The sequence below is a fragment of the Catenuloplanes indicus genome (genome assembly GCF_030813715.1).
Classification (GTDB): Bacteria; Actinomycetota; Actinomycetes; order Mycobacteriales; family Micromonosporaceae; genus Catenuloplanes; species Catenuloplanes indicus.
In genome coordinates this window covers 4,416,334-4,430,317 of the sequence record NZ_JAUSUZ010000001.1, presented here as the reverse complement: position 1 = coordinate 4,430,317, position 13,984 = coordinate 4,416,334, and the positions used below count along the sequence as shown (strand labels likewise).

Genomic DNA, 13,984 nt, shown 5'->3' with positions numbered 1-13,984 from the left:
TGCGGTCGTCCATCACCCGATCGGCAGAATCGCAGTCAGCCAGGTGGCTGATTCTTGTCGGCAATCCGTTTATCGGTAGTGATCATTGACATTCGGCGCCTACCGTCAGTGCGTGGGCGAGAAGCACATGGTGGTGCTGGCACTCCTGCTCCTGGCGATGTTGTGCCTGCCCGTCATCACGATCAGGTGCGCGCGGGGCTCCGGCGAGGCAGGTCTCCGGAGTGACCGGCGCATGACAATGCGTAACCGAATGCTGTTGCGGCGCCTCGACCGGCGCTGGGACGGCACCCCGGCCGACCCGAGCCCGCCGACCCCCGCGATCGAATTCCTCGCGGCCGACCTCCGTCGGCTGTACCGACACCGGCTGGGCATCGCCACCCAGTCGCTGGTCTGGCACATCGCGGTCCTCCGGGCGTACGACGCACGTCTGCGCCTGGCCAGCCGCTGCCTCGGCGTCCCCGAGCACCTGGACACGGTTTCCGGCATGGACCTGGAGATCGAGCGCCTGCGCATCGAGTCCGAGCTGGAGGCCGCCGGCCTGGTGCTGCGCGCACCGCGTTAACGTCGGCGGGTGCGCCTGTTCGCCGGCATCTACCCGCCCGAGGAGGCGTGCGCCCACCTGGCGGCGTACGTCCGGACGCTGCACGTGAGCACCGCGGCGGTGAACACCCGCCTCGCGCCGCGCGCCCAGTGGCACGTCACGCTCGTCTTCCTCGGCGAGGTCCCGGACGACCGGCTGCCCGACGTCGACACCGCTCTCCGGGAGGCGACACCGCCCGGCGGTACGCCGTCCGCCCGGCTCCGCGTCGCCGGCGGCGGGCGGTTCGGCCGCGGCCGCTTCACCATCCTCTGGGCCGGCCTGTCCGGCGAGGTGGACCGCCTGACGTCGCTGGCCCGCGACGTGCGGCAGTCGCTGAAACGAGCCCGACTGCCGTTCGACGACAAGCCGTTCCGGCCGCACCTCACACTGGCCCGCCCCGGCGACCGAATCGACCGGTCGCTGGTAGCGGCCGACCACGCGGCCCTGGACGCCTATCGGGGCCCGGAGTGGCCGGCCGGCACCCTGCGCCTGATGCGCAGCCGGCTCGGCCCGTCCCCGGTCTACACCGAGATGGGCCGCTACGACATCTAGCGCCTGTATCGACGGAGATCCTTTCCCGCTTCCGTCGTGGTCGCGTTCCGAGTGCCCGGCGCGAGCGCCGGTCCATGGCCGCCAGCCCTTATTGATCTTGAATTGGGCGCGGTGCGGCCGCCTCGCCGGCCGCACCGTATCGGGCCGGTCACGCGTGCGGAAGGCCGGGCAGCCCGGACGCGCTGTGCCCGAAATGTGTCGACGTGGCTACCACGGCCGGCGTTGCCGCCGCGACCGGACAGGCCTTCGCGGCGAACGTCGTGGCCAGGTTTTTCGCTCGCGATCGCGGGTCGTCCGAAGCCGGCGGAAGCCGGTGAAAACGGGTCGCCGTCACCGCGGCGGATTGGCTAGCGTCGCCGGATGAGCGGAACGCTGCTGTTCATTCTCGGCCCGCCCGCGGCCGGCAAGATGACCGTCGGCGCGGAGATCGCGGCCCGCACCGGTCTGCGGTTGTTTCACAACCACCTTGCGATCGAGCCGGTGCTGCGCTTCTTCCCGTTCGGCAGCCCGCCGTTCGGCCGGCTGGTCGGTCGCTTCCGCCGCGACCTGATCGAGGAGGTCGCCGCGAGTGACCTTCCGGGGCTCATCTTCACTTTCGTATGGGCATACGATCTGCCCGAGGACGAGCAGGCGGTGCGCGACTTCGCGGAGCCGTTCCTCCGGCGCGGCGGACGTGTGCACTACGTCGAGCTGCAAGCCAGCCAGGAGGAGCGGCTGCGCCGCAGTGCCGGCGAGTCCCGGCTGGCTGAGAAACCGTCCCGCCGCGACCTGGAGACGGCCCGACGCCAGCTGGTGGAGCTGGACGCGCAATACCAGCTGGACTCCGGCGGCCGCTTCGACGGCCGGGCCGACTACCTGCGCCTGGACAACACCCACCTGGAGGCGGCCGACGTCGCCACCCGGGTGATCGCCCACTTCGGCCTGCCGCTGCTGAATCCGCCCGCAAGGTTCACCGCTTGACCCCGTGGCCGCCGTAAGTGGACCGGACACGCCGGCGCCGAGCCGCCGGCGTGTCATGCCGCGCATGCCGCGGGCAACGAGGGTGGAGACCGGAACGGCGACGCGATCCGAGGTCCGCGCCGCCGTTTCGTACGAGTATGGGTCAGCTGGTCTCGCGGGCCGCCGGCCCGCCGCCGAAGAGGACGTCGTCCCAGCTGGGCAAGCGCTTGCGCGGCTTGCCGGAGGCGTCGGTGGACTCGCCCGGGCCCTGGTTCGCCGTGGTGCGGCGGGGGCGGAGCACGGCCAGCGACGGGACCGCCGGGACCTCCTTGGGAAGGTCGGCGTCGTCGTCGAAGGCGGAGCCGGCGCCGCCGCCGAGCAGCGAGGCCGCGCCGCCCACGGTGGGCGCGGACCGCGGCCGGACCGACTCGGTCAGCGCGGCCGGGTCGAGCGAGCGCCCGGAGCTCTGGCCGAGCGGGCGGTCGAGCGAGGCGAGCAGCGCGTCCCGGCCCGCGCGGATCGGGTCGCGGCCGAGGTCACGGCCGGACCGCGGCTTCTCCGGCGCGGCGCCGGGCAGGCCGTGGCCGCCGCGACCGGGCTCGGTGCGGGCAGGCGTCGGCAGGCCGTGGCCGCTGCGCTCCGGCGCGGGCTCCTGGCCGAGGATCGGCGTGGGCCGCTCGGCGCACAGGTACTGCGCCATGTCGTCGTGCGGCGAGACCACCTGACGGGACTTGTCGAGGTCCCACGAGGCCTGCGCGGTGGCCTTGCCGGACGGCCAGGTGGCGATGATCCGCCAGGTGCCGTCCTCGCGGCGGTACGCATCCCACGAGATCTTCTCGGTGTCGATGCCGTGCTGGGCCAGCCGGCCGTCGACCACCTCGGCCAGCGGCGCGCCGCGCTCGGACGTCTTCAGTCGGGTGCGCCGGGCGTGCTGGGCGAGCATGGCCCGCTCCTGGAGCACCGGGCCCGCGTAGCGGAGCACGCGGTCGACCGGGACGCCGGCGACCCGCGCCACGTCGTCGGCGGACTCGCCGGCCCGGATGCGGGCCTGAATGTCCCGCGGGGCCAGCGTGGCCTTGATCTCGGTGGCGGTGCCGGCCACGGCGAGGGCGACGCCGCCACCACCGGGCTCGGTGTGCAGCGCACCGGCGATGCGCTCGTCGATGGGGAGTGCCAGGAGCCGCCCGACCTCGTCGGCGAGCACCAGGGCCTGGCCGTCTTCGGAAAGGGCGACGAAGCGAACCGGCCGCATGCGTTGCCTCCGTCCCGTCGGTGTCGCTGGGCTGGCCTGACCCCTGAGCTGGCTGACTTCAGCCTTACCACATGATTCACTCGGGGCCTTCCCGGACACGGTACGCGCAATCTTCCCACGATGGGAGTAAGCCACACCGCGTGTCGCTGACCAGCCGGAATTGATCTCGCTAAGCGACCGATTACGCTTAAAGCGGACAAAAGCCCACTAAAGCCGCTCGATCACGTAGTCGATCGACTGCGTCAGCCGCTCCACGTCCGACGGCTCGACCGCCGGGAACAGCGCCACCCGCAGCTGGTTGCGGCCCAGCTTGCGGTACGAGTCGGTGTCCACGATGCCGTTCGCCCGGAGCACGGCGTTGACCGCGTCCGCGGACACCGAGGCGTCCAGGTCGATGGTGGCCACCACGTTCGACCGGATCTCCGGGTCCGGCACGAACGGGGTTGCGACCGACGATCGCGAGGCCCAGCCGTAGATGATCGACGCGCTCTCCGCCGTACGCTTCGCGGCCCAGCCCAGCCCGCCCTGCGACAGCATCCAGTCGGTCTGCTCCGCGGCCAGGAAGATCGTCGACAGCGCGGGCGTGTTGTACGTCTGCTCCAGCCGGGACTGCTCGATCGCGGTGACCAGATCGAGAAACGCCGGAATGTACCGCCCGGACGACTTGATCTGCTGCGCGCGCTCGATCGCGGCCGGCGAGAACAGCCCGATCCAGATGCCGCCGTCCGAGCCGAAGCACTTCTGCGGCGCGAAGTAGTAGACGTCGGACTCGGCCACGTCGACGTCCAGTCCGCCCGCGCCGGACGTCGCGTCGATCAGCAGCAGCGCGTCGGGGTCGGCCCCGGCCACCCGCCGCACCGGCACCGACACACCGGTGGAGGTCTCGTTGTGCGGAATGCCGTAGACGTCCACGCCGGCCTCCGCGATCAGGGAGGCGGCCGTGCCGGGCGCCGAGGAGATCACCGTCGGGTCGCCGAGGAACGGCGCGCTGCGTACCGCGGCGGCGAATTTGGCACTGAACTCACCGTGCGTGGCGAGCTGCGCGCGGTCGCGGATCAGCCCGAACACCGCGGTGTCCCAGAACGCGGTCGCGCCGCCGTTGGACAAGATCACCTCGTAGCCGTCCGGCAGCGAGAAGAACTCGGCCAGGCTCCGGCGCAGGCGCGCGACCTCGTCCTTCACCGTCTTCTGCCGGTGGGACGTGCCGAGGTAGCTGCGGGACACGCGGGACAGCGCCTCCACCGCCTCCGGCCGCACCTTGGACGGGCCGCAGCCGAACCGGCCGTCCTCGGGTAGCAGGGAGTCTGGGATGCGAATGTCAGCCACGGGTCTTCCTTCCGGGGGTCTCTCGTGCGATGACGACGATCCCACATCGCCGCGGCGGACCAAAAGTCAAAACCATCCGGTGGTACGCCGACTACCGTGCACGACATGTCCGAGCTCGCCGGCATGCGCCGCGAATATCAACCCGATCGTGGCCTGCGTCGCGCCGACCTGGCCGCCGACTGGCACACGCAGTTCACCCGGTGGTTCGCGGAGGCCCAGGCGTTCCCGCTGCCGGAGCCGAACGCGATGGTCCTCTCCACCGCGGACGCGCACGGCCGGCCCAGCAGCCGTACCGTGCTGCTCAAGGACGTGGACGCGCGCGGCTTCACGCTGTTCACCAACTACGAGAGCCGCAAGGGTACGGAGGCGGCCGCGAACCCGTACGCCGCGCTGCTCTTCCCCTGGCACCCGATGCACCGTCAGGTGCTGGTGACCGGCGCGATCGAGCGCGTCGACCGGGCGGAGACCGAGGCCTACTTCGCCTCCCGCCCGCGCGGCTCGCGGCTGGGCGCCTGGGCCAGCCCGCAGTCGCGCGTGCTGACCGGCCGCGAGCAGCTGGACGCCGCGTTCGAGGACGTCGCCGCGCGGTTCGGCCCGGACGCGGAGATCCCGCCCCCGCCGCACTGGGGCGGACTGCGCGTGGTGCCGGAGAGCGTGGAGTTCTGGCAGGGCCGGCCGAGCCGGCTGCACGACCGGTTGCGTTACCGGCGCGTAGCGGCGGAATGGGTGCTCGAACGGCTGGCTCCCTGAGCCCGCGTTAACCCCTCACCTGGCTAAAGTTCGTCCATGACATCTGTCGCGCACCAGTCCGGGGACGCCGCCGAGCCGCTCTCCGGAGCACAGTGGACCATCGCCGCGGACGGCCATCAGGCCGTCGTCGTCGAGGTGGGCGGTGGCCTGCGGTCCTACCGGGTGAACGGCGTGGACTACGTGGCGGGGTACGCCGACGACGAGCTCGCGGCCGGCTGCGCGGGCCAGATCCTCGCGCCCTGGCCGAACCGGATCCGCGACGGGCAGTACACCTTCCAGGGCACCCAGCACCAGCTCTTCCTCACCGAGCCGGCCCGGCACAACGCACTGCACGGCCTGGTCAACTACTCCCGCTGGCACGCGGTGGAGCAGTCGGCCGACTCGGTGACATTGGAGTACCTGATGCCGGCCCAGCCCGGTTACCCGTGGCCGCTGCGGCTGCGCACGGTCTGGCGGGTGAGTGCGGCCGGGCTGACCGCGACGCACGAGGTGACGAACCTGGCGGCGCAGCCGGTCCCGTTCGGCTTCAGCGTCCACCCGTACCTGAAGATCCCCGGCGTGCCGGTGGACGAGCTGACGCTGACGCTGCCGGCGCGCAACCGCCTGCTGGTCGACTCGCGGCTGCTGCCGGTCGGCGCGGCAAAGGTGGCCGGCACCGAGTTCGACTACACCGAGGGCCGGCGGATCGGCTCCGCGGTGCTGGACACCGCGTTCGGTGACGTGGAGCACGCGGCGGACGGCACGTCCACGGTCGTGCTGGCCGGTGGCGGCGCCGAGGTGCGGATCTGGGGCGACGACTCGTTCGGGTGGTGGCAGGTGTTCACGTCGGACACGCTGAGCGGCGACCGGTACCGGACGGCGGTCGCGGTCGAGCCGATGACCTGCCCGCCGGACGCGTTCCGGTCCGGCCGCGGCCTGATCGTGATCGATCCGGGTGACGTGTGGCGCGGCACCTGGGGCATCACGCCGGTCCCGGCCTCCTGAGGCGGCGGCATGGAGTTCGCCGAGGTGGTGCGCAGGCGCCGGATGGTCCGCAACTACGACCCGGACCGGCCGGTGCCGCCCGAGGTGGTGGACCGGCTGCTGGAGCACGCGGTGCGCGCCCCCTCGGCGGGGTTCTCCCAGGGCTGGGGCTTCCTGGTGCTGGAGGACGCGGCCGACCGGGCGCGGTTCTGGGCCGCGACCAGCCCGGACGGCGCGGAGCAGGCGATGACCAACTGGCTGGCCGGGATGAGCCGGGCGCCGCTGATCGTGGTGCCGCACTCGAACCGCTCGGCCTACCTGGACCGGTACGCGGAGCCGGACAAGGGCTGGACCGACCGGGACGCCGCGCGCTGGCCGGTGCCGTACTGGGACGTGGACGCGGGCATGGCCGCGCTGATGATGCTGCTGACCGCGGTGGACGAGGGGCTCGGCGCGTGCTTCTTCGGCATCCCGCCGGAGCGCACCGCGGCGTACCGGGAGGAGTTCGGCGTGCCCGGGGAGTTCGTCCCCGTGGGCGCGCTGACGATCGGATACCGTGCACCAGATCGTCGCTCGCCGTCGCTGAAACGGGGCCGCCGGCCGCAGACCGAGGTCATTCATCGTGGTCGCTGGTCCGGGTGAGCACACGGCGAACGGGGACGAATCAACCGCCGGCCGGGGTCGCTAGGCTGACTACGGCCGCGCACGGAACGGCGACATGGGAGGGGAGCGTGCCGTCGTGATCTTCAAGGGGGTTCGGGACGGTCGGCCCTACCCGGAGCACGGGCTCACACTGAAGCAGTGGGCGGAGATCCCGCCGAGACCCATTCAGCTGAATCAGCTGATCACTACCAAGCGTGAGCTGGCGCTGGACAAGCTGCTGGCGGAGGACTCGACGTTCTACGGCGACCTGTTCCCGCACGTCGTGCAGTGGAACGGCGGCATGTACCTGGAGGACGGCCTGCACCGGGCGCTGCGTGCGGCGCTTCAGCAGCGTAACCAGATCCACGCTCGGGTGTTCCTGTTCAGCGAACTGCCGGAGGGCTGAGCCGGAGTCCGTCACCCCACGGTGACGGACTCCCGCAGCGTCGCCATCTGCCGTTCGAACGACCGGGTGGACAGCCACAGCTTGTAGATCAGGCCGGCCTCGAAGACCAGCAGCAGCGCGCCGGTGACCAGCGTGACGATCGCGACCTGGTTCGTCAGCGGGCCGACGATGAAGACGAACATCTGGAACTCGATGCCGCTGACCAGGTGCGGCCGGATCCGGTACCGGCGCAGCGCGTTCCGCAGGCCGATGAACCGGCCGTACCGGGCCCGGAAGTCGCCGTTGATGTCCGCGACGCCGGCGGGCACCGCACCCGCCGGGATCTGGTCCATCGTCTCCTCGACCCAGCGCAGCTCGCCGTCCTGGGACAGCCCGGCCGCGCGCCGCGCCGCCGCCATCTTCTCCCGCATGTCCGCGCGCACCTTGGTCATCTGGGCGCCGTTCAGATAGCGGAACATGTTGACGAACAGCACCAGCGCGCCGAGCGTCAGCCAGCGGTCGTCGCCGGTCGCCGCCCACTGCCCGCCGAACAGGCCGGCAGTGCAGGTCAGGTCCTTGATCCGGTCGCCGATGAAGTCGAGCCAGGCGCCGAACGCGGAGCCGTTGCCGCGCAGCCGGGCGACCTTGCCGTCCATGCAGTCGAGCACGAAGCTCAGGTGGAACAGCAGCGCGCCGAGCGCCAGCGCACCCCAGGTGGCCTGCCAGAACGCGGCCGCGGCGGCGAGGCCGAGCAGGAACGCGGCGAACGTGATCCGGTTCGGCGTCACCCAGCGGTAGCGCGCCACCCGCCGCACGACCGGCGTCGCGACCGGATCGACCAGGAGCACCGTCCACCAGGCGTCGCGGTCTTTGAGCGTGGCGCGGACCTGCCCGGTCGTGAAGCTGTGCAAGATCGTGATCCTTCGGGACGGTTAACACCAGAAGACACAAAACCGACCATAAGGGTACGCTTCGCGCTCGATTCGCAACTGTCGTACCCCACCCGTACCGTTTGAGGTAGGTAGTAGCAGCGCTGAAAAAGGGCGGGTGAGCCGCGATGGGCGGCAACAAGGGAATCGATCAGCCGACCACGGAGATGCCGGCGCCGGGTCTCGCCGAGACCCCCGAGCCGGAGCCGGCACGCCGTCGGCGCGGCCTGTTCTGGCTGGTCGCGATCCTACTGGTGGCACTGCTGGCCGGCCTGTTCGTGCTGCGCACGACGACCGGTCTGCTGGACCGTCTGACCAACCCGTTCGCGGAGCAGCAGACCGACCGCAGTCAGCCCCCGCTGCTGGAGTCGATCCAGGACCTGAGTCGATACGTCGCGGCCGAGGGCAACTTCCAGGTGGTGGTGGACACCCAGCGCAACCGGGAGAACGTGCCCGATTTCCTGCTCAACGAGCGCACGCTGTTCGTCGCGGCCGGCTCGGTCGAGTCCTACGTCGACTTCAGCACGATCTCCGAGGACGCGATCGTGGTCTCGGAGGACGGGAAGAGCGCCACCATCACGCTGCCCGCGCCGCAGCTCGGCGAGGCCAACCTGGACCAGGAGAAGAGCTACGTCTTCTCCGAGGAGAAGGGGCTGCTCAACCGGATCGGCGACATGTTCGGCCAGGACCCGAACAAGCAGCAGGCGATCTACGTGCTCTCCGAGGAGCGCATCGAGGCGGCCGCACGGGAGAGCGAGCTGCCGCAGCGCGCCCAGGAGAACACCACGAAGATGCTGCAGGGCCTGCTCAAGTCTCTCGGCTACGAGCAGGTGACGGTCACCTACACCGCGCCCTGAGCCCTGAGCAAGGCGAAGGCCGCCGGGAATCCCGGCGGCCTTCCGTGTGGGTGGGGACGTCAGTAGGCGGCGGAGTACCGCTCCTCGTTCGGCAGCAGGATCCACAGGGCGATGTAGAGCAGCACCTGTGGACCGGGCAGCAGGCACGACAGCACGAAGAGAAGCCGGACCATGCCGGCACCGAGCCCGAAACGGCGGCCCAGGCCGGAGCAGACACCGGCGATCCAACGGTTGTCGCGCGGCCGGGAAAGGCGGCGAGGCGACGAGGCCATGGTGCTTCAACTCCTCAGCTCGTGGCACTGTGTGGTGTGCCGATAACTCAACGGTAGGAAACGGGTGCCATCTCCGCCCTCCGTCTTGAAGGGGATCTTCTCTGTGATTCCCGTAGGGAGTCGCCACTAAGCGGCCGATTCCGGGTTTACCGGAGCGTGACGCTCGCAGTGCTGCTGGCCGGAACCGACCGGCGCGACCGGTTGAGAGACCAACTACGCCGGGCCGGTGCCACCGCGGTCGCCGAGCCCGATACCCCCCACGACCTGGCCCACCTGCTGCGCACCGGCACCGGCCCGGTGCTGCTGGTCGCGGCCGACCTGGTCGCCCACGACGCGGTGCTCCACCACCTGATCACCGAGCCCGGCACCCGCAGCGTGGCACTGACCGGCCCGGAGAGCGCGGCCGCGCACGGGCCACGGCTCCGGACCGCGCGGGGCGTGATCACCGGCGTGACCGAGGTGGACGACGGTGTCACCTTTCTCGGCGCGCTGCGGCTGGCCGGCCCCGACCGCCCGCACGCGGCCTCGGCCGTGGAGCACGCGGTACCCGCCGCGGAACAGGTGGTTCCCACCGCGGAACACGTGATGCCGGCAGCGGCGCCTGCCGGGCGGCAGGCGACGTCGCCGATGGGACCTACGGCCGCGAACAGCGGGATGCCGGCCGTTGCGAGCGCGGTGCCGGGCGGGGTCCGGACGGATCCGGACGCGCTGCTCATCGGTCTGCTGGCGGGCGGAGTGCAGCTCACCACGTACCCGTTGCGGAATCTGAAAGCCCGGCGTTGCCGGAGCGGCGCCGCGGTGGCCGAAGCGGAGACGGAGATCGCCGGGGTCGACGAGGAGCGGGCGCGGCTGCGGATCGCGGTCAAGGAGCACGACGACTTCTTCACCACGGTCTTCGTCAGCTCCTGGTCCCCGATGATCACCCGGGCCTGCGCCCGGCTCGGGCTGACGCCGACCGCGGTGACCGCGCTCTCCGTGCTCTGCGCCGTCGCGGCCGCGCTCGGCTTCGCGCAGGCCGGCCGGCCCGCCATGATCGCCGGTGCGGTGCTGCTCTACCTGGGCTTCGTGCTGGACTGCGTGGACGGGCAGCTGGCCCGGTTCACCCGGCGGTTCACGCCGCTCGGCGGCTGGCTGGACACGATGGCGGACCGCGCCAAGGAATACACGGTCTACGCCGGGCTCGCGGCCGGTGCGGCCCGGCTCGGGCACGACGGGGTCTGGTGGCTGGCGATCGCGGCGATGGCGCTGCAGACCGTGCGGCACGCGACCGACTCCTGGTACGGCGCGCTGCAGGACACGGCCGCGCCACTGGGCCGGACCGGCGGCGCGCTCGGCCGGCTCTCCGACCGGGTGATCGCGGACGGCCGTTCCCCGGTCTACTGGCTGAAACGGATCGTGGTCTTCCCGATCGGCGAGCGGTGGGCGCTGATCGGTGTGCTGGCCGCGTGCACGAACGGCCGTACCGCGCTGCTGGCCGTGCTGGCCTGGGGCGGCGCCGCGATGATCTACACGTTGACGTTGCGCGGGCTGCGGTCGCGAGCGATGCGGGTGAGCGTGCTGGCGACCGTGGACGCGGTGACGCTGCGCGACGACGGGTGGTGCGCACGCCGGCTGCCGGCCGTCACCGGGCCGCTCGACTGGCTCGTCCCGGCCGGCCTGCGACTGACCGAGTTCGCGGTCGTGATCTGCGTCGCCGTGCTCCGCGAGGTGCCGCCGTGGCTGACGTTCGTGCTGCTCTTCGCGCTCTCGATGCATCATTACGACCTGATCGCTCGGTGTGGTGCGGGATACCGGCGGCGCTGGGAGCCGGGCTGGGACGGCCGGTCGATCGCGGTCGCGGCCGGTGGCGGCGCGGCGTTCCCGGTGGTCGCCGCCTACACGCTGTGCATGCTGGCGATTCGCGTGGTGACCCGCTGATGGCACTGCTCAGCGTCGTCGTGCCGGTCTACAACGTCGCGCCCTACCTCGCCGAGTGCCTGGAGTCGATCGCGGCGCAGACCTACCGCGACCTCGACGTCGTGCTGGTCGACGACGGTTCCACCGATGACAGTGCGCGGATCGCGGCCGGGTTCGCCGCGCGGGACGAGCGGTTCCGGCTGGTCAGCCAGCCGAACGCGGGGCTCGGCGCGGCCCGCAACACCGGGGTCCGGGCCGCGCGCGGCGAGCTGCTGCAGTTCGTGGACAGCGACGACGTGCTCCCGCCGGACGCGGCCCGCACGCTGGCCGCCGCGATCGCGTGCACCGGCTCCGACTTCGCCACCGGCAACACGCTGCGGCTGGACTCGCGCGGGCTGCGGCCGTCCCGGATGCACGCGCGGATCTTCACGCACACCCGGCTGCGCACGCACGTCACCCGCGATCCGGAGCTGCTCGGCGACCGCACCGCCTGGAACAAGGTCTTCCGCCGGGCGTTCTGGGACCGGCACGGGTTCGCGTTCCCGGAGGGCGTGCTCTACGAGGACACGCCGGTGATGGTGCCGGCACACGTGCTGGCGCGGTCGGTGGACGTGGTGCACACGCCGGTCTACCACTGGCGGCGGCGGGAGGGCGGCGACCGGTCGATCACCCAGCGCCGGGAGGAGACGCGGAACTTCGTGGACCGGTTCGACGGCGTCGACGGCGTCAGCCGGTTCCTCGGCGAGGGCGGCTGGGCGGACCTGCGCCGCTGGTACGACGCCTCCGCGGTCCGCTCCGACCTCGCCTTCTACCTGCGCGTCCTGCCCGAGGCCCCGGACGAGTACATCCACGTGTTCCTGGACCGGTGCAATGAGTTCCTGGACCGGGTGCCGCCACGCGTGCTGGACCGGCTGCCCGCCGCGACCCGGGTGCAGTGGCACCTGGTGCGGCAGCGGCGCGTGCCGGAGCTGCTGGAGGTGATCCGGGCCAGCCGGGACGGCGGCGTGCCGGTGGTCCGGCGCGGGTTGCGGCGCTATCGGGCGCTGCCCTACCTGGACGCCGGGCTGCCGTATCTGCCGCGCCGGCTCTACCGGGCCGGGCCGTCCCGCCTGCGACGGACGTTCACCGCGATCAATCACAAGATCAAGTTTTTGGATTCGTGCCGATAAATTGCCCATTAAAGGGTCAAAGCGGCCGTCGGGTGAATTCTGTAACGGGATGGTTACTGCCCGAACATGGCACGTTTACCCGATGGGGTAATTGCGATGATGACCGTCACAGTGGACAGAACCTGGGGGCCGGCCGACGAAGTTGCGGGGAGGTGGCGGTGACTACCGTCGCGCTCAAAGACGTCACAAAGGTGTTCCCCGATGGCACCGTGGCGGTGGACAGGGTCAATCTCGACGTGGAGGACGGCGAATTCCTGGTCCTGCTCGGGCCGTCCGGCTGCGGCAAGTCCACGGTCCTGCGAATGGTCGCGGGCCTGGAGGATCCGAGCAGCGGAGTCGTGCTGCTCGACGGTGAGGTGGCGAACGAGATCCCGCCGCGTGATCGGCGCATAGCGATGGTCTTCCAGGATTTCGCGCTCTATCCGCACATGACGGTGAACGAGAACATCTCGTTCCCGCTCCGGCTCTCCGGCGTCGAGCCGGCACCGCGCGCGGAGCGGGTGGCGGACGTGGCCGGTGCGCTCGGCATCGGCGAGTTGCTCGGCCGGCGGCCGGGTCAGCTCTCCGGCGGGCAACGGCAGCGGGTCGCGATGGGCCGCGCGATCGTGCGCCGCCCCGGCCTGTTCCTGATGGACGAGCCGCTGTCGAACCTCGACAGCGGTCTCCGCGCCGAGCTGCGCGCCGAGATCTCCGGTCTGGTCCGCGAGCTCGGCGTCAGCTGCATGTACGTCACGCACGACCAGGCCGAGGCGCTGACCATGGCGGACCGCGTGGCGATCATGCGCAAGGGCGTGCTGCAGGACGTCGGCACGCCCACTGAGGTCTACGGCCGCCCGGCCACGCTCTACGTGGCCGCGTTCCTGGGCAGCCCGCGGATGAACCTGATCGAGGCCTCGGTCTACGTGCACCTGGACCGGTACGTCGCGCTCAACCTCGGCGAGCAGGCGCTCTACCTGCCGTGGGACGACATCCGGGCGCGGGTCATCTCGCACTACCACGGTGAGCGCATCGTGATCGGCATGCGCGCGGAGGCGCTGACCCCGGTGGCGCCGGACGCGCCCGGCGATGTGCTGCAGGGCCGCATCCGATACCTCGAGCATCACGGCCACGAGTCGCTGGCCTTCGTCGACGTGGGCGCGACCGCGGTGATCGTCGACGAACTCGGCGCGGCCGCGGTCGAGGTGGAGGAGGAGCCGGTTTCGCCGTTCCAGCGGCTCGGGCAGGCGGTGCAGCGGCTCACCGGACGGTTCGGCGACCGGTCCGAGGGGGAGCCGGCCGGCGGTGGCGGCCGGACCAGCGTGCTCAGCGACCCGGGCCGGCATCACCGGCGCCCGGCCGAGCTGGCGGTCCGCCTGGCGCCCTACCCGGCGATCCGGGCCGGCAGCGCGCTGGCGATCGGCGTGCGGATGGACGCGCTGCACTTCTTCGACGAGCGAGGTGACCGGATCGACGTCGGATGGAGATAAAGATCA

General features: G+C 71.5%; 15 protein-coding genes. 11 read left to right on the top strand and 4 right to left on the bottom strand.

The annotated features are described in order from the left end of the window. Positions 1-112: 112 nt before the first annotated feature. The 3 genes from J2S42_RS19880 (at position 113) to J2S42_RS19870 (ending at position 2,092) form a co-directional block, all read left to right on the top strand. Entirely contained in the window at positions 113-562 is a 450-nt protein-coding gene (locus J2S42_RS19880; RefSeq protein WP_307241304.1) for a hypothetical protein, read from the top strand. Positions 563-571: 9 nt separating this feature from the next. Next, positions 572-1,132 carry an RNA 2',3'-cyclic phosphodiesterase gene (gene thpR, locus J2S42_RS19875; protein ID WP_307241303.1) on the top strand — a complete coding sequence of 187 codons (561 nt, stop codon included), beginning with the start codon at positions 572-574 and terminating at the stop codon, positions 1,130-1,132. A gap of 360 nt (positions 1,133-1,492) precedes the next feature. Next, the gene (locus tag J2S42_RS19870) at positions 1,493-2,092 is read left to right on the top strand and encodes an ATP-binding protein (protein ID WP_307241301.1); all 600 of its coding nucleotides are present in this window, start codon (positions 1,493-1,495) and stop codon (positions 2,090-2,092) included. 142 nt (positions 2,093-2,234) lie between these two features. On the opposite strand, the gene sepH is transcribed toward J2S42_RS19870, so the two are convergent. Together sepH and serC are read right to left on the bottom strand one after the other, a co-directional pair. Further along, positions 2,235-3,323 carry a septation protein SepH gene (gene sepH / locus J2S42_RS19865; protein ID WP_307241299.1) on the bottom strand — a complete coding sequence of 363 codons (1,089 nt, stop codon included), beginning with the start codon at positions 3,321-3,323 and terminating at the stop codon, positions 2,235-2,237. A gap of 207 nt (positions 3,324-3,530) precedes the next feature. Continuing rightward, entirely contained in the window at positions 3,531-4,649 is a 1,119-nt protein-coding gene (gene serC / locus J2S42_RS19860; protein ID WP_307241298.1) for a phosphoserine transaminase, read from the bottom strand. 105 nt (positions 4,650-4,754) lie between these two features. Between serC and pdxH the strand changes: the two genes are divergently transcribed. The 4 genes from pdxH to J2S42_RS19840 all read left to right on the top strand — a co-directional run bounded on the left by pdxH (position 4,755) and on the right by J2S42_RS19840 (position 7,410). Beyond that, a complete protein-coding gene (pdxH, locus tag J2S42_RS19855; protein ID WP_307241296.1) occupies positions 4,755-5,399 on the top strand; it encodes a pyridoxamine 5'-phosphate oxidase in 645 nt (214 codons plus the stop codon). Between the two features lie 36 nt (positions 5,400-5,435). Then, positions 5,436-6,383: an aldose 1-epimerase family protein gene (locus J2S42_RS19850; protein ID WP_307241294.1), complete on the top strand. Its 948-nt coding sequence runs from the start codon at positions 5,436-5,438 to the stop codon at positions 6,381-6,383. Positions 6,384-6,392: 9 nt separating this feature from the next. After that, positions 6,393-7,004, top strand: coding sequence for a nitroreductase family protein (locus J2S42_RS19845; RefSeq protein WP_307241292.1), 612 nt, complete (start codon positions 6,393-6,395; stop codon positions 7,002-7,004). A 97-nt stretch (positions 7,005-7,101) separates the two neighbouring features. Further along, on the top strand, positions 7,102-7,410 hold the full coding sequence (locus J2S42_RS19840; RefSeq protein ID WP_307248861.1) for a type II toxin-antitoxin system VapB family antitoxin: 309 nt from the start codon (positions 7,102-7,104) through the stop codon (positions 7,408-7,410). Positions 7,411-7,421: 11 nt separating this feature from the next. Here J2S42_RS19840 and J2S42_RS19835 read toward each other — a convergent pair whose 3' ends face one another. Then, complete coding sequence (locus J2S42_RS19835) at positions 7,422-8,300, bottom strand: CDP-alcohol phosphatidyltransferase family protein (RefSeq protein ID WP_307241290.1); 879 nt, start codon at positions 8,298-8,300, stop codon at positions 7,422-7,424. A 146-nt stretch (positions 8,301-8,446) separates the two neighbouring features. On the opposite strand from J2S42_RS19835, the gene J2S42_RS19830 reads away from it, so the two are divergent. Then, positions 8,447-9,175: a DUF4230 domain-containing protein gene (locus tag J2S42_RS19830; RefSeq protein ID WP_307241288.1), complete on the top strand. Its 729-nt coding sequence runs from the start codon at positions 8,447-8,449 to the stop codon at positions 9,173-9,175. Between the two features lie 59 nt (positions 9,176-9,234). On the opposite strand, the gene J2S42_RS19825 is transcribed toward J2S42_RS19830, so the two are convergent. Beyond that, the gene (locus tag J2S42_RS19825; protein WP_307241286.1) at positions 9,235-9,447 is read right to left on the bottom strand and encodes a PspC domain-containing protein; all 213 of its coding nucleotides are present in this window, start codon (positions 9,445-9,447) and stop codon (positions 9,235-9,237) included. Positions 9,448-9,603: 156 nt separating this feature from the next. On the opposite strand from J2S42_RS19825, the gene J2S42_RS19820 reads away from it, so the two are divergent. The 3 genes from J2S42_RS19820 (at position 9,604) to J2S42_RS19810 (ending at position 13,978) form a co-directional block, all read left to right on the top strand. After that, a complete protein-coding gene (locus J2S42_RS19820) occupies positions 9,604-11,364 on the top strand; it encodes a CDP-alcohol phosphatidyltransferase family protein (RefSeq protein ID WP_307241284.1) in 1,761 nt (586 codons plus the stop codon). Continuing rightward, the gene (locus J2S42_RS19815; protein ID WP_307241282.1) at positions 11,364-12,512 is read left to right on the top strand and encodes a glycosyltransferase family 2 protein; all 1,149 of its coding nucleotides are present in this window, start codon (positions 11,364-11,366) and stop codon (positions 12,510-12,512) included. Before J2S42_RS19820 ends, J2S42_RS19815 begins: the two co-directional genes overlap by 1 nt. 158 nt (positions 12,513-12,670) lie before the next feature. Then, positions 12,671-13,978 carry an ABC transporter ATP-binding protein gene (locus J2S42_RS19810; protein ID WP_307241280.1) on the top strand — a complete coding sequence of 436 codons (1,308 nt, stop codon included), beginning with the start codon at positions 12,671-12,673 and terminating at the stop codon, positions 13,976-13,978. The last annotated feature ends 6 nt before the right edge of the window (positions 13,979-13,984 follow it).

Coding starts and splice junctions, on each gene's coding strand:
- J2S42_RS19845 (WP_307241292.1), top strand. CDS start 6,393: ATGGAGTTCGCCGAGGTGGTGCGCAGGCGCCGGATGGTCCGCAACTAC.
- pdxH (WP_307241296.1), top strand. CDS start 4,755: ATGTCCGAGCTCGCCGGCATGCGCCGCGAATATCAACCCGATCGTGGC.
- J2S42_RS19870 (WP_307241301.1), top strand. CDS start 1,493: ATGAGCGGAACGCTGCTGTTCATTCTCGGCCCGCCCGCGGCCGGCAAG.
- J2S42_RS19830 (WP_307241288.1), top strand. CDS start 8,447: ATGGGCGGCAACAAGGGAATCGATCAGCCGACCACGGAGATGCCGGCG.
- J2S42_RS19825 (WP_307241286.1), bottom strand. CDS start 9,447: ATGGCCTCGTCGCCTCGCCGCCTTTCCCGGCCGCGCGACAACCGTTGG.
- J2S42_RS19815 (WP_307241282.1), top strand. CDS start 11,364: ATGGCACTGCTCAGCGTCGTCGTGCCGGTCTACAACGTCGCGCCCTAC.
- J2S42_RS19850 (WP_307241294.1), top strand. CDS start 5,436: ATGACATCTGTCGCGCACCAGTCCGGGGACGCCGCCGAGCCGCTCTCC.
- sepH (WP_307241299.1), bottom strand. CDS start 3,323: ATGCGGCCGGTTCGCTTCGTCGCCCTTTCCGAAGACGGCCAGGCCCTG.